The following is a 17,964-nucleotide window of genomic DNA, read 5'->3' as shown; positions in this document are numbered from 1 at the left end:
AAATGAAGAAAATCGTCGTTTTACCGTTCTTAATACTGCTACTAGGTATCGTGCTCACTGCATGTGGAACGGCTGAGCAGTCCACAGGAGAAAACAAGACAAGCAGTTCAACTCCTCAGGTGCTGGAAGAGAAAGCTGAATTTATTGGAATGGCTGATGCACATACAGTCGAAGTGAAAAAAGTGAATACGACCTTAAGCTATGAATTTACGGATAATTTTAAAGATGTGTTAAATGAATTTAAACCAGGAGACACAGTAGAAATCTCTTACTTTATTAATGACAGTGGTCAAAAGGAAATCCAGAAGATTGAAAAACAGAAGTAAAAAAGATGGGCGGGATGAACAAAATTGAAGAAAACAGGCGTTACACTAATCGTTCTCATGATACTGACTCTACTAGTCGCACCCTTTCAGTCTGCCATGGCAAGCTCGGCAATTTCAGTGAAATTGTCTAATTATATCGGAAACAAAACAAGCATGGATATCTCAACAACTGGGGAATACAAGCTATCAGGATCAAATGTTGCTGTGACGAAAAGATATGACGGCAAAAATCGCTATGAAGTAGCCAATAGCATTGCATCTGCTGGCTGGAAAAATCCTTCAACTGTTGTCATTGTCAGTCGTGATGCATTTGATCATGCTATTTCTGTATCACCGTTAGCATACAAATTGGGCGCACCTATTTTGTATACGAATATTGAAAAACTGACGAAAACAACAGAAAACCAGCTGAAGAAAATGAAGCCGGATAACATTCTGATTGTCGGAAATACGAAAAGCATTTCAACAGCTGCTGAGAAATCTATTAAAAAGTATGGCAAAGTCAGACGTATTAGTGGAAAAGACAAGTTTGAAATCTCCCAAAAAATCGCTAAAGAAATGGGTAACTATAAGCAAGCTGTCGTTGTCGGCGGGAACTCATTTATGAATGGGATTGCCATTGCATCCTATGCATCGAGAAAGGGATACCCTATCCTGTTAACAAAAAAAGATTCCATTCCGTCTTATAGAATGCCAAGTAAAGTGATCATCATCGGCAGTACGAAAAGTACTGGACAAAAAGTTGAAAATCAAATCAAAAAAACCTCACAGGTGACAAGAATCAGCGGTGCCAATCGCTATGAATTATCTGTGAATATTATAAAGAAATTAAATATTAATGCAGATAAAGTTTATTTGGCGAAAGCTTCGAGCTATATTTATGCTATGCCGCTGTCGCAATTGGCTGCAAAATCTAACAGTACCGTTGTGTATGTGAAACCCGATTCTGTCACAGCGTCTTTAAAAGCACTGTTGAAGGAAAAAGGTACATATGCTTATCATCTTGCGGGCAGCACAAGTGCGATTAAAGATAGCTTGAAAAATTCCTTAGCCAAACAAGTTTATCTGAAAAAAAATCAAAACTACCAATTGAATATTTCTAACGGAAAAATTTCATTAAAAGGCATAAAAACGTATAGCACAGTAAGAGTTGTTCCTGAGAAATATTCAACAAAAAATGTCCTTCAAATTGCAGGAAAGCCGTATTTAGGCAGCGTAAACTTTGCAATTGAATCAGGGTATATCAGGCCGACTCTCGAAAATATTCCATTTGAAGACTATCTAAAAGGCGTAGTGCCAAATGAAATGCCTGCAAGCTGGAATGTTGAAGCGTTAAAAGCACAGGCAGTTGCCGCTAGAACGTATTCTGTGAAAAGTATTGGAAAAGTCGTCCCTGATACAACAGCCTTCCAAGTCTATGGAGGATATAACTGGTACACAAATTCGACAAAAGCTGTCGATGCCACAAAAGGAAAGGTTCTGAAATACAACAATCAACTCATTTCAGCAACCTATTACTCTAGCAATGGCGGTTATACAGAGGCAAGTGAAGAAGTATGGGGAAATGCACTGCCATACTTAGTGGCCAAAAAGGATCCAAAAGATCCAGTCAATCCATGGACACTGAAACTCTCTAAAAAACAACTGAGCACGACATTGACTGCTAGCACAGCAGCATCTCAATGGTCTAAGGCAAAAGAGACAAATGCAGCTGACCTTGCTGGCCTGAAATCATGGCTGCTTAAAAACAAAGAAACTGCTGCATCTGATATGAAAATCGCATCCATCTCAAGCCTGACGTTCTCAGGGAAAACAAAAGGCCAGCGTGCGAAGACGGTATCGATCAAACTGACATACCATCTGAAAAACAAAACAGGCACATATTCGGTGAACAAAAGCACAACGGCAAGTATGAAGATGACCGAGTTTCGATCAGTCATGGGCGCAACAAAAGTGAAAAGCACGTTTGCGTCAGTCAAAAACAACACAAATGACTTCACGATTTCAGGAAAAGGATATGGCCACGGCATTGGTATGAGCCAATACGGAGCCAAAGCGAGAGCTGAATCTGGAAACTCATATTCTTCCATACTCTCGTTCTACTATCCAGGTACAAAACTAACAAACTATTAAAGGGTAAAAGGAGGACATAGAAGATGCGCTCATTGATGAAAACAGCCATCCTCAGCCTCATCGCTATTTTCGTTATCGTTCCAACAGCTTTGGCAGACAATTCAGTCTCACGAATTGATGGCGGTAGCAGATATGCTGTAGCGGCAAACGTAGCGAAAAAAGGATGGGGAACTGCAAGTACAGTCGTTTTAGTAGGAAAAACTGCGTATGCAGATGCAACAGCAGGAATTCCACTTGCACATCAAAAAAATGGACCAGTTCTTTACACAAACAGTAAAAGCCTTTCGGGTGATACAAAGAAAGCCTTAACTTCATTAAAAACAAAAACGGTGATCGTTTTAGGCAGCACATCAAGTGTGTCAAACAACGTGGTCAACCAAGTGAAGAAAATGGGCATCTCCACACAGCGTATTTCAGGAAAAAACCGATATGAGCTATCTGCTAATATCGCGAAAAAAATGAAAAAGCCAGCAGGCGTCGTTGTCGTTGAGGGTTCTTTCTATGCACATGGGATTGCAATTGCACCTGTAGCCGCTCAAAAAGGATTCCCGATTCTATACACAGATAAAAAGGGACTTCGTTCTGAAATCGCTTCTGTTGCAAAAGCAAGCAATGTCAAACAAACCATTGTAGTCGGCGGAGAGAACTACGTCACAAAAGCAGCTTATAACCAATTGAAGTCTCCAACACGAATCAAAGGATCGACTCGTTATGATGTCGCGGCAAATATTGTGAAAAAATACAATATGAGCGTCAATAATACCTATGTAGGAAGAGGATTTGGCTATGCCACTTCATCTTCTGCTGCTGGCATTGCGGCGAAGCAAAACAAAGCATTGCTTCTAACGAATGAAAAGACGCTGCCAAAAGTAACAAGAGCAACAGTGAGCAGCAAGAAAATCACTAAATTTACTGTTGTAGGCAGTACAAATACTGTCACTCCAACTGTTGTAAACCAGCTGAAAAACCCGGCTGTTGGGAAAAAAGTATTCATTGATCCAGGTCATGGCGCGCATGATTCAGGAGCTGTAGGTTACGGATTATATGAAAAGAATTTGAATTTAGACGTAGCAAAGCGTTTAAATACGAAATTAAACAACGCTGGTGCACTTGTGACCATGTCAAGAACATCAGACACATTTGATAGTCTTCAAACACGAGTGAGCAAAGGTGCCAATGCGAAAGCGGATATCTTCATTAGTGTCCATGCGAACTCAAATGATAACAGCAGTGCAAATGGAACAGAAACATACTATGACAAAACATATGCGGCTGCAAACAGCCTGAAGCTGGCGCAAAACATCCAGCCAAAAATGGTTAGTGCACTAGGGACAAGAGACCGTGGTGTGAAAACAGCTGGCTTCTACGTCATTAAATATTCTAAGATGCCGAGTGTTCTTTTAGAAACTGGTTTTGTTTCTAGTCCAGTTGATTCAAACATCTTGAAATCTGCTACGTATAAAGATCGTTTAGCGTCAGGCATTTCAAGCGGTGTGTCAGGTTATTTTAGATAAGAAAACACAAACCTGAGGGGTGCCTCAGATACTCCTCTTAGGCTGCTCGAGTAAGAACTCGGCAGCCTTTTTTTAAAAGTCCACAAAGAAACATTGTCAAGTTAAAAATACATTTCATTTTTGGCTATGTTTGTTATAATTGAAACATAGAAGGTGAATGGTTTACGCATAAATCTTCAGCAAACCGACAAATCATGAAGAGGTGACGATCTTGAAAAAATTAATCACAATGCCGTTTCTCGTATTGCTTCTAGGAGTATTGCTCACAGCGTGCGGCACAACAAATCAATCAAGCGATAACAAAAAGGATGACAGTCAAAAAGAAACAACTGAAGCAACCGATCAAAACAAAGATAAGGCTGCAGACGAAAAATCAGAAGATGATCAATCATCAAAAAATGAAAAATCAGATGATCAAAGCAAAGAAACAGCTGCTCAAACAGAAGAACCAGCAGGTCAATCTGATGAAGAAGCAAAAGACAGCTCAAGCAAAGAAATTACAAAAGAAGAACCTGCTAAAGACCAATCAAAAACTGACTCAAAATCTGACTCTAAAACAAAGAAAGAATCAACAACTAGTAAGAAAAATGAAGTCACCAAAGAAGGCACATATGTCGGTTTGGCTGATGGACATACAATTGCTGTCAACATTGATGGAAAAGAAGTAGCGATTCAATTCGGAAATACCTTTTCTAAACAAGTGAACAGCTTAAAAGAAGAATCAAAAGTAAAAGTAACCTATACAAAAGATGCAAATGGAACACTTCGATTGAAAACGATCGAATCTGTAAAAGCAAAATAAAGAAAAGACCCGGAGACCCGCAGAATTGCGGGTCTTTTTTACGTTGAAAAGGGCATAACTTGATATAAGTGCACATTCTTAACACAGTTTTACAAGACTTAACAGCGCATTTACATTTGCTTAATGTTGCTCTGCTAAACTGACTTTCATAGAACATCTCTTTACACAACAACTACTTTGAATGGTGAGGTGCAGGTCAGTGAGTGCAGAGAAAGCGATGAACCTTTACAGAGAATATGAAGTGAGACGAAATCACTCTTTTGCCTTAACAGAACATATGGTTCGTTATTTATTTGCAAAACGTTTCATAGATTTAATGTTCTCGTTCATCGGATTGATGTTGAGTACGCCAATCATTTTGCTGTTTGCTCTTTTGATTAAGCTGGAAACACCAGGGCCAGCCTTTTATATGCAGGAAAGGGTGGGGAAAGACGGTGTTTACTTTAAATTATGGAAGCTCAGATCGATGAGAACTGACGCAGAAAGTGGAGGGGCGAAATGGGCTCAAAAAAATGATCCGCGTATCACCAAAGTGGGGGCATTCATTCGTAAAACAAGAATTGATGAACTTCCGCAATTTATCAACGTGTTAAAAGGAGAAATGAGTATCGTAGGTCCTCGTCCGGAAAGACCGATGTTTACCGCAGAATTTAATCGGACGATTCCAGGCTTCACAAAAAGATTGGCAGTAAAGCCGGGGCTGACAGGTCTTGCTCAAGTAAATGGCGGATATGAAATGAGTCCAAGTGAAAAATTAACACACGACTTACAGTATATTCAAAACTTGACATTTTCTCTCGACACGAAGATTATGGTAAAAACGTTAAAAGTCATCATGACTGGTGACGGAGCCAGATAAGTAAAGTAGGGAAGAGAAATGGCAAGTATGAAAAAACGCATGCTAGGCGGGGCAAAATGGACAAGCTTGTCCGCATTGATCATCACCATTATCCAAATTGCACAGTTCGCCTTTTTAGGGAATGTGATGTCACTCAAGGAGTTTGGACTCGTTGGCATGATCACAACTGTCACAATATTTACGCAGATTTTACTTGATCTAGGAATTGGGGCAGCGATCATTCAAAAGGAACAAACGACAGAACGTCAATTATCTACATTATATTGGATCAACTTGCTCACAGGGATTATCTTGTTTTGTCTGCTCATCCTGCTAAGCCCAATGATAGCCGCTTTTTATAACCGGCCAGAGCTAGAGGGTCTGCTCAAGCTATTATCGATCATGTTTCTAATCGCACCGATTGGCCAGCAGTACCAGTATATGATGCAAAAAGACTTAGCCTTTAAAACATTAAGCACCATTGAAGCTATTGCGACCATCATATCGCTGCTCGTTTTACTCGTTTTCGCCTTCTTCATGAATCCGATTATCGCCTATGTCATTTCTCAAGTGCTGCTGCAATCAGGAAAAGGTCTCATGTATGCAGCGGCTTATTGGAAGAAGTGGCGTCCAGCACCTGTTTTTGCATTAGGAGAGGTGAAGGAATTTTTCTCATTCGGTGCATTCCAGCTCGCATCCAGACTGGTCAACCGAGCAGGATCAAACATCGACATGATTTTAATCGGCCGATTTCTTGGAGCGGAGGCGTTAGGTATTTACAGCTTGGCGTATCAAATTGTGACGATACCCGTACTGAAGATAAATCCGATTGTGACGAGAGTGGCTTTCCCAGTTTTCGCAAAAAGTCAGCGTGATCACTCCATGCTGCGTGAGGGCTTCCTCAGTATGACGAATATGCTCGCATTGGTTAGTTTTCCATTATTAATCGGCCTTGCTGCCGTATCAGACAGTTTTATAGAAGTCGTGTTTGGAGAGAAATGGCTAGTAGCGGTTCCGGTTTTAAATATATTGTGCATTGTCGGCCTGCTGCGTGTGCTGATGAATCCAAACGGTTCCATACTTCTTGCAAAAGGGAGAGCGGACTTAGCCTTTTATTGGGATACGGGGATGCTCATCGTGTATGGCTGCGCATTATATGCAGGTGTCATGACAGGCAGTCTGCTTACAGTAGCTTGGATTTACTCAGGTGTCAGCCTGCTCAACTTTATTGTCGGTAGATGGCTCATGGCATATGTCATTCAGCTTGATATGAAGGTGTATTTAAAATCACTTGGAAAGCCTGCTATCATGACACTGCTTATGGCGATCTGTGCGATAGCTTTACATCAAGGAATGAAGCTGACATCAGCAGATATTTCACTTCAATTACTTCTGACTGTTTGTGTCAGTGCTGCATTGTATGGCTTGTTGCTCATCAAAATGTATCCCCAGGCTGCAGGCAAATTATTGAGAAGAGGTCGTTCGTCATGAAGGTACTATGGCTGACAAGTGTATATCCTAGTGAAAAACATCCGAGTGAGGGCGTATTTCATGAAACGCAAGTCCAGGAGCTGCTCAAACAAGGAATAGAAGTGACTGTCATTTGTCCTAATCCAGAGAATCCGCCGGTTTTACGGATGCTCAAGGCATCCTATCGGCAGAAAAAAGAGCTGCCTGAACAGGAAGTGCGGAACGGAGTGACAGTTTACAGACCGTCTTATCGAGCGCTCCCTGGACAGCTGAAATGGGCACAGCCGAGTAAACGAATAGCGGCTTCCGTTCTCCGGGCAATGCAGCATCATCAGCTGTCACCAGATTTCATCCATGCGCATTTTGCCATGCCGTCTGGCGGAGCGGCGGCTGTCATTCAGAAAGAAACGCAAATCCCTTATCTTCTGACCTTACACGGCAGTGATGTGAACGTATATCCGAGCTATAGCAAAGGGGCACAGGCAGCCTTTGAAACGGCGGTGAAGCAGGCGTCTGTTGTTCTGACGGTGAGTGAGGAGCTCGCTAAAAAGACAAATGATATGACGAAGGTAGAAGCAAAATGTCTTCCGCTTGGTATACCGCTCCAATCATTTTCAAGAACGGAAGAAGATCAAAAAGGCATCAGAAAGCACTTAGGTTTACCGCTTCAAGATAAGCTCGTTGTTTTCGTCGGGCGTTTAGTGAAAGAGAAGGGCTTGCTTGAATTAGCTGATGCTGTCAGCAGCATGGATGGTGTGAAAGCAGTCTTTGTCGGAAAAGGCCCCCTTGCAAAGGAGCTCACGGAACGGGCGGGAGCATCTATCATACTTCCAGGGCAGGTGCCGAATGAGCAGGTAAGAGACTACTTAATGGCAGCTGATCTGTTTGCACTCCCTTCCTACAGTGAAGGAATGCCAACCGTCGTTCTAGAAGCGCTCGCTTTAAAAGTACCTGTCATTGCAACACGGGTTGGCGGTCTCCCATCCTTATTTTCTACCTATCAACACCTGCTCGTTGAACCACGTTCGGCGAGTCAGTTGAAAGAGGCGATTCACGCCTGCCTTTATGAAAACAGATGGAATGAGCAAGTGAAAAGCGATCTTCATGAAATGGTTCATACAGAATATTCATCAGAACATAATGCGAAGCACCTCATTCAGCAATATGAGAAGGTGCTCAATCAATCAACATCCATCGTTTAAACAAGATGAAATGTGCAAAGAATGATAGATAGATAAACAGCTTGGAACGGACAATATGCTTTTACTGAGAGGATGAAAAATGTTGAAGAAAATTGCTGTGATTGGAACAGGGTATGTCGGGTTAGTATCGGGTACTTGTTTTGCTGATATCGGAAATCGTGTCATCTGCTGTGACATCGATGAATCAAAAATCAACAGCTTAAAAAGTGGTGTCGTTCCCATTTATGAACCAGGTTTAAAGGAATTGATTGAAAAGAATACAGAAGAAGGAAGACTGTTTTTTACAACGAATATTCCTGCCGCTATTAGGGAATCAGAGATTATCTATATTGCTGTAGGGACACCGATGACACCACAAGGGGAAGCAGATTTAACGTATGTGAAAGCCGTCGCTCAAACGATCGGTGAACACCTGAATGGCTATAAAATCATCGTCAATAAAAGCACAGTGCCCGTTGGAACAGGCCGTCTCGTTCAAGCCATTGTGGAAAAGGCATCGCGCAGCAAATATCCCTTTGACGTCGTATCCAATCCAGAGTTTCTCCGAGAAGGCTCTGCAATTCAAGACACGATGAATATGGAGCGGGCGGTCATTGGTTCAACAAGCACTCATGCTTCCACTACCATCAAAAGGCTGCATGATCCGTTTCAAACAGAGGTTGTGGAGACCAACTTAGAAAGTGCTGAAATGATTAAGTATGCTGCAAATGCCATGCTTGCCACAAAAATCTCTTTCATTAATGACATTGCAAATATTTGCGAAAGGGTAGGCGCTGACGTTGAAAAAGTCAGTGAAGGAGTTGGATTAGACAGCCGCATCGGGCATAAATTTTTAAAAGCAGGCATTGGATTTGGGGGTTCTTGTTTTCCGAAAGACACAATGGCTCTTCTCAAAATTGCCGAAACATCCGGGTATCGGTTCAAGCTGATCGAATCTGTCATTGAAACGAACAACAACCAAAGAGCCCACCTTGTCAGCAAACTGATGAGTGTGTTCGGTGATATTAAAGGAAAAACCATTTCTGTCTTAGGTCTTGCATTCAAACCGAATACGAATGATATGCGTTCCGCACCTGCATTAGATATTATCCCAATGCTGAGAGAGCTAGGTGCTTTTGTAAAAGCCTATGATCCGATTGCTTATATGGAAGCTGAGCGGGAGCTTGGTCCGCAAGCGGTTTTCAGCAATGACCTGTATGAAACAGTAAAAGATACCGATGCCTGTCTCATCCTAACAGAATGGGATGACGTACAGAAGATGGATAAAGACCAGATCAAGCAGTTGCTTCGTTCGCCAATTGTAATTGATGGAAGGAATTTGTTTGATCCAGCAGAAATGAAAGAGAGAGGATTTATTTACCAGTCTATCGGCCGCCCGAGTGTATGGGAAGCAGAATTGGTATCGAAGGCACAATAACAGGGGGAGCTTGGATGAAGAAAGTATTGGTTACTGGGGGAAGCGGGTTTATTGGATCACATACGGTAGAGGCTTTACTAGAAAAAGGCTATGAGCCCATCATTCTTGATAACTTTTCAACTGGATCTCGAGAAAATATTGCCCATCTTTCCGTGCAATGCATAGAGGCAGATGTCACAAAGCCAGCGACGATTGATTTGATCAAACAAATCGCGCCGGATTATATTATTCATCTTGCAGCACAAGTAAGTGTAGCCATTTCCGTTCAGGATTTCGTTTATGACGAAGAGGTCAATATCAAAGGATCTCTGCACGTCATGAAAGCTGCGGCTGAAGCAGGGGTGGAAAAAGTCATCTTTGCCTCATCAGCAGCTGTCTATGGAGACCCGGTGTATCTGCCAGTAGACACCGCTCACCGGCTGAAGCCTGGTTCACCTTATGGCTTAGCAAAACTGACAGTAGAGCGGTATTTAGAAATGGCAAAATCACTTTATGATGTGGACTATTGTATTCTTAGGTACAGCAATGTATATGGTCCGCGCCAAGACGCACTTGGCGAAGGCGGTGTTGTCTCAATTTTCTCTGATAAGTTTGCAAAGGATGAGGCCCCTTTTATCTTTGGAGATGGGGAACAAACAAGAGACTTTATCTATGTGGGTGATCTAGCGGCAGCGAATGTTGCGGCATTAACAGCCCAATCAAACGTTTGTTTAAATATTTCGTGTGGTCATTCCATCACTGTGAATGAACTGTTTCAAACGATGAAACGGGTAACAAGATCACAGCTTGAACCGATTTACAAACCGCAGCGTGCAGGAGATATCGTGCATAGTACATTAGCAAATGAGGAAACGAAACAAGTCTTAGCTTGGGAGCCTGTTGTGAGTTTACAGGAAGGTTTGGCTCGTACCATTTCCTACTATAAACAGGAAGTCAAGGCTTAATCCCTCAAATCGGATGGGTTGCTTAGGAGGAAAATGGGTATGAGCGTGAAACAAACAGCATGGCAAATCATGATCGGATGTATATTATTTGCAGCAGGGGTAGGACTTGTACAAATGGCGTCTGCGCAGCCCATCGGGTTAAAAAAGATCGTCGCTATTCCGGTCCTGCTTTTGATCCTGACGGCTTTTCTCGTGTTAATGAAGCTATACATGAACGGTGAGCAAGTGTTCATGTCAGCCATTTATCTTTTAATTGCAATGACCTTTCTCAACAATGCTTTCTTTTCAATTAGTGCTGGGTTCTTTAGTCTTTTTCTCTACCGTATTATGCTCATTGCTGCCTTTGCATTATTCATATGGCGGATGAGAGATAAGGGGACGTACATATCGCAGTGGCAGCAGATTCGTGTAAAAGGGATTCTTGGTTTTTTCGCTGCATGGTTTCTTTATGGGCTCATCTCACTGCTGTGGGCTCATTCGGTGACAGACGGTCTCAAAAATATGTCCCTGCTTGCGATGGGGGTGGGGTTTGTCTTTCTTGTGGTCATGTACATCCAGCGAATGGATCAAGTGGTCACCTTTTATAGCATTTGGCTCGTCATGACTGTATTTGTCATGGGGATAGGGTTTTATAATCACTTTACTTTGAACCATTTACCGAATACTTCATTATATCTTGGGCCGGCGTATAAACAGCACTATCCTACAGCTGTCTTTTTTAATCAAAATGATTTTGCGACGTTTTTATCGATTAGTTTTTTCTTATATTTAGCGTGTATGCGTCAAATGAAAAATGGTTATATCAAAGCATTTGGATTATTTGGCGCCATCGCAGCACTGTATCTCATTTTGTTAACAGAATCCCGCGCAAGCCTGCTTGGCATATTTGCAGGAGTCGCCATCTATGTGTGGCTGCTCATGCCGCGCTTTCTCAAAAAGTGGTCACTCATCGCAGCAGGCGGACTTGGTGTCATCTGTATCGTTGTTTTTTCAGCCAAGATTTATTCAGTCTTTTATGACTTGTTTCTCGCTTCTCAGGTCGCGCATTCTTTTAGTGAACCACTCCCATCCAACATTGCGAGAGCGAATTTGATCAAAAATGCATGGCATTTCTTTACGGATTCATACGGATTTGGTGTCGGAGCGGGGAATGTGTCTTACTACTTAGCCCACTTTTCAATCTTTGATACAGATCAAGTGGTTGAAGTGCACAATTGGCTGCTGGAAGTGATGACGAACTTTGGATTTGCGGTCATGCTGGGCTATATCTCCGTCTACGCTTATCTCATGTTCACGCTGTATAAACAATATCAATGGGCTGACACAAGATCAGCAAAAATGATCATTGAAGGTTTGTTCGCTGCCATGCTGAGCTTTCTCGTTTCAAGTATCAGTCCTAGTTCTGTCTCGAATTTATATTTCCACTGGGTCTTTTTAGGACTCGTGATCGCAGCGGTGAATATGTTGAAAAACAAACAGCGGTTTAAGACTTGGTAAACCGTGTGTGATGCTGCGCTGGTATGGCTACACTAGTGAAAAAGCAAATACGTCAATGTTGGGAGAATGAACATGTCTGGTTTCATATCTAGAATAGGGAAGCGAATCAAAAAGTATATCGTATGGCTCGTGCTGCTGCCTGTCGTATTAGGCGCTTTTGGATTCTTTTTTGCCAAAGGAACAACGCAGCAGTCTAGTTACACAGCTGCTGTTACTCTCACGCTTGGTAAATATGATGACGGAGTGTATAACAATATAGCTGAAGTGACATCTCTATTAAAAAGCGATGCATTTTTGAATGAAGCACTCAGTGACATCAAAGAAGAAGAAAGGCAGGATGTGAAAAGCCGCCTCATCCTCACCAATCAATCAGATACACAATTACAGCTGTCCTTCACAGATGCTGAGAAGGATCATGCTTTAGCTGTCGTGAAGCAGGTGTCAGATACATTTCTGAAGCAAGACAAAGCATTATTTACAAAAAGGCAGCAGGTGATTGAAAGTAGATTATCTGCTTTAAAAGACGAATCTGTCAGCAACGATTCCAAAGTAGATAAAGAACGATTCCTATATGAATTGGAGTCTACAAAGCTTGGAATGAAGCAGGCGAAGATTGTGGATCCTGCTCAAGTTCTTGATGAAGGCAATAAAGGCATGTCAGCGAAAAAACGTGCACTGCTTGGACTTGTCATTGGCTTTAGTATCTCGCTCATGTTTGTGGTCTTGCCCGAAGTGTTCAAAGAATCTTAATGATGAACTGGAGATGAGTCTTAGGTGAACAATCAACCGTTAGTATCAATCATTACACCGGCCTATAATGCGGAACGTTATTTAACGGATACAGTTCATTCCGTCCTTGCCCAAACTTATTCCAATTGGGAACTGATCATCGCAGATGATTGTTCAACAGATGGAACAAGGAAGCTGCTTGGGGACTTAAGTGAAGCAGACGACAGAATCAACGTCATTTATTTAGAGAAAAATGGGGGAGCCGCCATCGCTAGAAATACAGCCATCAAAAAGGCAAAAGGCCGCTTTATTGCTTTTTTAGACAGCGATGATAAGTGGAAAGAGATGAAGCTCGAAAAGCAGGTAGACTTCATGCTGACAAACGATTATGCCTTTACATTCACGGCATATGATATTATCGCAGAAAATGGAGAACCATTAGAAAAAACCGTCACTGCACCAGCAAGATTAACTTATGATGAAGCTTTGAAAAATACCATTATCGGCTGTTTAACGGTGATGCTTGATGTACAGAAGATCGGACATATAGAAATGCCGAACATCCGCACAAGACAGGATTTAGCAACGTGGCTGTCCATATTAAAAAGAGGATTTACAGCCTATGGTATGAGTGAACCGCTCAGTGAATACCGCATCGTTGGGAACTCGATCTCTAGTAACAAGTGGAAAGCAGCGAAAAAAACGTGGTTCGTCTACAGAGAAATTGAGCAGCTTCATTTTGTCAAAGCATCTTGGTGTTTTATACACTATGCGACAAATGCTGTGAAGAAGCGCTTATAAAACAGAAGGGAAAAAAGGTGATAAAGGTGAAAGCAGACTCGATCATACATGTTATCGTAGCGACGGGAGAATGGGGACAGGACGGCTTGAGGTACAGACGGCATCGACTGGCGGAATTTCTAGCATCTGATCCAGAAACGAAAGAGGTCATCTGGGTATGCCCATCTGCATCCCGTCATAAAGCTCCCTTTCAGCCCATAACCGATCGAATGAAGCAATTGACCATTCCTGATGTGCTTAAGAACAAATTTTTTCGCTTTGGCCGATATCAAGACATGTTCTATATTCATAAATTGTCCCCACTTCTTGAGCATTTACGGCAGGAGGAAAAGAAGGGAATCGCTGTTTGCTTATGGTATACGTTTCCGGGCTTTCCGCTCTTATCTTCTTTATTTGAATGGAAACATATTGTCTATGACTGCAGTGACCTGTGGGGAGAGCCGATAAGCGGCAAAAATAATTTGCTTTCTTATATGAGGCAGCGTGTCATTGTGAAAGCAGAAAATCGAATCATCAAATACGCACACAGCATTACATGCTCTTCTCAATACTTGCACGATCAAATTAAAAAACGTCTCATGGGTGAACCGAAAGATGTCTTTACAGTGGAAAATGGCGTTGAGTACGATGTGTTTGCCAAAAGCAATCTTCCATGTAAGGAGGATGTGCTGGGAGGAAGAGAAGGAACTGTTCTTGGTTTTATTGGAGGCATCAAGCCGAAGCTGGATTTTGACATGATAGCAGAAGCTGCCCGCATGCAGCCTGATTGGACATTTTTATTTGTCGGTCCGGATGGAACAAATGGTGATCCATCTTTTCAGCATGCACTTAAACTGCCAAATGTGATTTGGACAGGTGCTGTTGCACCAGAAGAAGTGCCTGCGTATATGAAGCTGATTGATGTAGGCATGATGCCATACAAACAATCTCCTTACAATCAAGCCGTGTTCCCGCTCAAGCTATATGAATTTTTAGCCGCAGGAATACCGGTTGTCGGTTTAAATCTTCCGTCAACGGAAAGGCTAAAAGAGAATGATGTGTATGAATATTTAGAGGGCGAAGATCCTGCACTCTTCGTAGAAGCCTGCCAAAAAGTGATCAGCAAAAAAGACGATATGGATTATAGACATCTAAGACAAAGCCGTGCGAAGAAAAAAGATTGGCACGCGCTGTTCACAAACATGGTGGAACTAACGAATATTAAAGAAAACGCATAATTCATCAGGGATTGTGCGTTTTTATTTGTTTCTTCTTCACAGGGGAAGCTTGTGATCATCCTCTATTCAATTGTATAATGGAAAGAGCGGCCAATATACAAAATACAGATTTCAATTTAGAAGGAGACTGACCTATGGATTACGAACGCGCCTTATTAGCGTTTTTTGTCTCTCTGGCTACAGTTTTAATTGTGACACCAATCGTCAAAAAGTTTGCAATTAAGATTGGTGCAGTGGACCAGCCGAATAAACGAAAAGTTCATGATAAAGTAATGCCTCGAATGGGCGGTTTGGCAATTTTTATTGGGGTAGCGGCTGGAGCATTAGCAGGCGGGCTGTTTCTACATAATAAAATTACAGCAATTTCAGTTGGTGCCGTACTTATCGTCATTCTAGGTATATTTGATGATAAATATAATTTAAGTGCAAAATTCAAATTTCTCGTACAAGTTCTTGTTGCTTGTCTGATTGTAAGCACAGGCTTAAAAATGGACTTTTTCTCTGTTCCTTTCTTAACAGATCGAATTGAGTTAGGCTGGATGGCATATCCCCTAACCGTGTTATGGATTGTCGGAATCACAAATGCCATTAATTTAATTGACGGCCTTGATGGACTGGCTGCCGGTATTTCTGTCATCGGTTTATCAACCATTGCCGTGATGGCATTTTCAGCTGATAAAATTTTGATTCTTTCTTTATCCCTTGTTGTCATTGGCAGTACCATCGGCTTTCTTTTTTACAACTTTCATCCGGCGAAAATTTTTATGGGTGACACCGGTTCGCTTTTTTTAGGCTATATGATTTCGGTACTGTCACTATTAGGGCTATACAAAAGTGTCACTTTGTTTAGTGTAGTTGTCCCAGTGATCATCTTAGGTGTCCCTATTTTCGATACCACCTTTGCCATCATTAGACGAATATTAAACAAACAGCCAATCTCAGCACCTGACAAATCTCATATTCATCATAGACTGATGGCCTTTGGCTTGTCCCATCGCATGGCTGTCATCGTGATTTATATGATTGGCTTAGTCTTTAGTCTAAGTGCGATTTTGCTGACAAGCGCCACCATTTGGTTATCACTGATTATTATCTTTTTACTGGTCATGTTCATGCAAGTGATTGCAGAAGTCACAGGCTTGGTGAATGAAGAATTTAAACCATTTACGAAATTTTATAAACGAATGGTCAAAAGGCAGTAAAAAACAGCCCGTTCCTAGGAACTGGGCTGTTTTTATTATTGTCCAGGTGTGCTGGTCGATGAGTTAGTTGTATCACTTGACCCTGTTTCACCAGAGGATGGATTGGTTTGTGAATCTGTTTCAGTTGAAGATTCAGTAGGAAGCTTTAAATGCGTCCGTAATTCATTTTGGACGTTAGCTAAATTGGTCGGATCTGGCTCAAAGTAATACGTGCGATTTGGCCCTAAATAAAGGTCTGATCCCTTAATAGAAAGTGTTTCTGTGTCGTCTCCTTTAAATCCGCTGTAGATTTGCTGAAGCGCAAGACCTTCTGTGATACGGAAATTGGTCGTAATGTGATCACTGACCTCTTTAGCGATGTTATCGACGTTCGCAATGTTATTTGGCTTCGCCATTTGATCAATCATTGCACGTAAAATTTGTTTCTGACGATCGTTACGTCCGAAATCACCGCGTGGATCTTGTTTTCTCATCCGTGCGTAAGCAAGTGCTTCTTCCCCGTTTAAATGCATATTGCCTTTTTTGAAGTAAATCTTTTTCGATTTTTTAACATCACTTTTTTCATTGAAGTCAAATGGAACATCGATATCAATTCCGCCGACTTCATCAATGACATCCTTGAATCCGTCGAAATCAACGGTTGCATACTTATCAATCGGAATATGCAAGAATTGTTCGACAGTTTCGATCGTTTCGTCTTTACCACCTTTAGCAAATGCTGCATTAATCTTTTCTTTACTTCCTGTTGTATCACTTGCAAGCTGTACGCGTGTGTCACGAGGAATACTAACCATTTTCATCGTTTTGTCTTGAGGGTTAATCGTTGCGACAATGAGTGAATCTGAACGGCCATGATCACCCTTTGTGGCATAATCCTCAATTCCGACAAATAATACAGAGAAAGGTTTTTTCTTAATATCAATGACAGCATCACGAAGATTCGATTTCTCTCCACGGTTTAGTTCATCATATGTTTTGTCAGCAGCTTGAAGAGTATTGACGATTTTATATACTGCGAATCCGCCCATGCAGATGATAAGTAGCAAAAATAAGACCAGAATACGTTTGATAATTCTCTTCTTCTTACTCTTTTTCTTTCGTACACGCACTTTTACTCGTTGTGCCATTCATCTGTCTCCTTTATCGGACCAATGTCCTTTTCTAAATAAATCAATTCGCCTTCTTTTGTAACACTCTTTCCATTTGTCAGCTCAGTCATCCACTCAATGAACTGCTCTGTTTGTGTTTCTTCGACATATGTCTCAAAAATAACATCTTCTGCATAATGGATTTCTTTTAGCTGAAAAGATGAGGCTCTAAGCTCATTCTCTACCTTTCCAAGCCATGTATAATCTATTGTTGTGTGCATTGTACGCATTAAACAGCGCTCTACCATTCCAACATGGTTGATAGCTTCTGATACAGATTTTCCGTAGGCACGAATCAATCCACCGGCACCTAGCTTGATACCGCCGAAATAACGAGTGACCACAACGACTGTATCTTTCAGCTTCCGTTTTTTTAGCACTTCAAGCATTGGGACACCTGCTGTACCACTTGGTTCACCATCATCATTCGCTTTTTGAATGAGGTCATGTTCACCAATGAGATAGGCTGAACAGTTATGTGTAGCATTCCAATGTTGTTTTTTAATGGATTGTATAAATGCTTGTGCTTCTTCTTCTGAGACAGCACGCTGTATATGACAAATAAAACGTGATTTTTCAATGACGATCTCATGCTCGCCACGACTTTTTACTGTAAGATAGCGATTCAGCAAAAGACATACCCTCCTGACAAGCAAATTGTAAGACTAGTGAAAATTTGCATTGGTTTTAGAATTTTACAGCGTATTTTGTTATGATGATAGGA

General features: G+C 41.6%; 16 protein-coding genes. 14 read left to right on the top strand and 2 right to left on the bottom strand.

The annotated features are described in order from the left end of the window. The first annotated feature begins 2 nt into the window (after nt 1–2). The 14 genes from ACN6NB_RS16870 (at nt 3) to ACN6NB_RS16805 (ending at nt 16,092) form a co-directional block, all read left to right on the top strand. The gene (locus ACN6NB_RS16870; protein WP_039181853.1) at nt 3–326 is read left to right on the top strand and encodes a hypothetical protein; all 324 of its coding nucleotides are present in this window, start codon (nt 3–5) and stop codon (nt 324–326) included. A gap of 24 nt (nt 327–350) precedes the next feature. Beyond that, entirely contained in the window at nt 351–2,459 is a 2,109-nt protein-coding gene (locus ACN6NB_RS16865) for a SpoIID/LytB domain-containing protein (RefSeq protein WP_126682374.1), read from the top strand. A gap of 23 nt (nt 2,460–2,482) precedes the next feature. Next, nucleotides 2,483–3,973 carry an N-acetylmuramoyl-L-alanine amidase gene (locus ACN6NB_RS16860; RefSeq protein ID WP_039181847.1) on the top strand — a complete coding sequence of 497 codons (1,491 nt, stop codon included), beginning with the start codon at nt 2,483–2,485 and terminating at the stop codon, nt 3,971–3,973. 202 nt (nt 3,974–4,175) lie between these two features. Further along, nucleotides 4,176–4,775, top strand: coding sequence for a prolipoprotein diacylglyceryl transferase (locus ACN6NB_RS16855; protein WP_228280141.1), 600 nt, complete (start codon nt 4,176–4,178; stop codon nt 4,773–4,775). Nucleotides 4,776–4,974: 199 nt separating this feature from the next. Further along, on the top strand, nt 4,975–5,634 hold the full coding sequence (locus ACN6NB_RS16850) for a sugar transferase (protein ID WP_034281119.1): 660 nt from the start codon (nt 4,975–4,977) through the stop codon (nt 5,632–5,634). An 18-nt stretch (nt 5,635–5,652) separates the two neighbouring features. Then, complete coding sequence (gene tuaB / locus ACN6NB_RS16845; protein ID WP_144494040.1) at nt 5,653–7,104, top strand: teichuronic acid biosynthesis protein TuaB; 1,452 nt, start codon at nt 5,653–5,655, stop codon at nt 7,102–7,104. Then, nucleotides 7,101–8,285 carry a teichuronic acid biosynthesis protein TuaC gene (gene tuaC, locus ACN6NB_RS16840; RefSeq protein ID WP_126682371.1) on the top strand — a complete coding sequence of 395 codons (1,185 nt, stop codon included), beginning with the start codon at nt 7,101–7,103 and terminating at the stop codon, nt 8,283–8,285. Before tuaB ends, tuaC begins: the two co-directional genes overlap by 4 nt. 79 nt (nt 8,286–8,364) lie before the next feature. Continuing rightward, on the top strand, nt 8,365–9,702 hold the full coding sequence (tuaD, locus tag ACN6NB_RS16835; protein ID WP_126682370.1) for a UDP-glucose 6-dehydrogenase TuaD: 1,338 nt from the start codon (nt 8,365–8,367) through the stop codon (nt 9,700–9,702). A gap of 14 nt (nt 9,703–9,716) precedes the next feature. Beyond that, nucleotides 9,717–10,646 (top strand): NAD-dependent epimerase/dehydratase family protein, encoded by a 930-nt coding sequence (locus tag ACN6NB_RS16830; protein WP_106025564.1) that lies wholly within the window; start codon nt 9,717–9,719, stop codon nt 10,644–10,646. Between the two features lie 39 nt (nt 10,647–10,685). Then, complete coding sequence (gene tuaE / locus ACN6NB_RS16825; RefSeq protein WP_144491540.1) at nt 10,686–12,143, top strand: teichuronic acid biosynthesis protein TuaE; 1,458 nt, start codon at nt 10,686–10,688, stop codon at nt 12,141–12,143. Nucleotides 12,144–12,215: 72 nt separating this feature from the next. Next, nucleotides 12,216–12,893 (top strand): teichuronic acid biosynthesis protein TuaF, encoded by a 678-nt coding sequence (gene tuaF, locus ACN6NB_RS16820; protein WP_047201880.1) that lies wholly within the window; start codon nt 12,216–12,218, stop codon nt 12,891–12,893. A gap of 24 nt (nt 12,894–12,917) precedes the next feature. Further along, nucleotides 12,918–13,673: a teichuronic acid biosynthesis protein TuaG gene (gene tuaG / locus ACN6NB_RS16815; RefSeq protein WP_144490005.1), complete on the top strand. Its 756-nt coding sequence runs from the start codon at nt 12,918–12,920 to the stop codon at nt 13,671–13,673. A 17-nt stretch (nt 13,674–13,690) separates the two neighbouring features. Beyond that, nucleotides 13,691–14,890: a teichuronic acid biosynthesis protein TuaH gene (gene tuaH, locus ACN6NB_RS16810; protein WP_099663648.1), complete on the top strand. Its 1,200-nt coding sequence runs from the start codon at nt 13,691–13,693 to the stop codon at nt 14,888–14,890. Nucleotides 14,891–15,024: 134 nt separating this feature from the next. After that, nucleotides 15,025–16,092 (top strand): glycosyltransferase family 4 protein, encoded by a 1,068-nt coding sequence (locus tag ACN6NB_RS16805; protein WP_034660156.1) that lies wholly within the window; start codon nt 15,025–15,027, stop codon nt 16,090–16,092. Nucleotides 16,093–16,127: 35 nt separating this feature from the next. Here ACN6NB_RS16805 and ACN6NB_RS16800 read toward each other — a convergent pair whose 3' ends face one another. Together ACN6NB_RS16800 and ACN6NB_RS16795 are read right to left on the bottom strand one after the other, a co-directional pair. Further along, the gene (locus ACN6NB_RS16800) at nt 16,128–17,219 is read right to left on the bottom strand and encodes an LCP family protein (RefSeq protein WP_034623744.1); all 1,092 of its coding nucleotides are present in this window, start codon (nt 17,217–17,219) and stop codon (nt 16,128–16,130) included. Next, nucleotides 17,204–17,872 (bottom strand): YigZ family protein, encoded by a 669-nt coding sequence (locus ACN6NB_RS16795; protein WP_012011434.1) that lies wholly within the window; start codon nt 17,870–17,872, stop codon nt 17,204–17,206. The genes ACN6NB_RS16800 and ACN6NB_RS16795 overlap by 16 nt, the downstream gene beginning before the upstream one ends. Nucleotides 17,873–17,964 lie beyond the last annotated feature (92 nt).

The organism is Bacillus sp. 11B20, assembly GCF_056098985.1.
This window is presented reverse-complemented; position numbering and strand designations above follow the sequence as displayed.

Bases quoted from the DNA above. Each gene is read 5' to 3' on its own strand.
- ACN6NB_RS16830 (WP_106025564.1), top strand. From the start codon at position 9,717: ATGAAGAAAGTATTGGTTACTGGGGGAAGCGGGTTTATTGGATCACAT.
- tuaC (WP_126682371.1), top strand. From the start codon at position 7,101: ATGAAGGTACTATGGCTGACAAGTGTATATCCTAGTGAAAAACATCCG.
- tuaE (WP_144491540.1), top strand. From the start codon at position 10,686: ATGAGCGTGAAACAAACAGCATGGCAAATCATGATCGGATGTATATTA.
- ACN6NB_RS16870 (WP_039181853.1), top strand. From the start codon at position 3: ATGAAGAAAATCGTCGTTTTACCGTTCTTAATACTGCTACTAGGTATC.
- ACN6NB_RS16860 (WP_039181847.1), top strand. From the start codon at position 2,483: ATGCGCTCATTGATGAAAACAGCCATCCTCAGCCTCATCGCTATTTTC.
- ACN6NB_RS16805 (WP_034660156.1), top strand. From the start codon at position 15,025: ATGGATTACGAACGCGCCTTATTAGCGTTTTTTGTCTCTCTGGCTACA.
- tuaB (WP_144494040.1), top strand. From the start codon at position 5,653: ATGGCAAGTATGAAAAAACGCATGCTAGGCGGGGCAAAATGGACAAGC.
- tuaF (WP_047201880.1), top strand. From the start codon at position 12,216: ATGTCTGGTTTCATATCTAGAATAGGGAAGCGAATCAAAAAGTATATC.
- ACN6NB_RS16800 (WP_034623744.1), bottom strand. From the start codon at position 17,219: ATGGCACAACGAGTAAAAGTGCGTGTACGAAAGAAAAAGAGTAAGAAG.
- tuaD (WP_126682370.1), top strand. From the start codon at position 8,365: ATGTTGAAGAAAATTGCTGTGATTGGAACAGGGTATGTCGGGTTAGTA.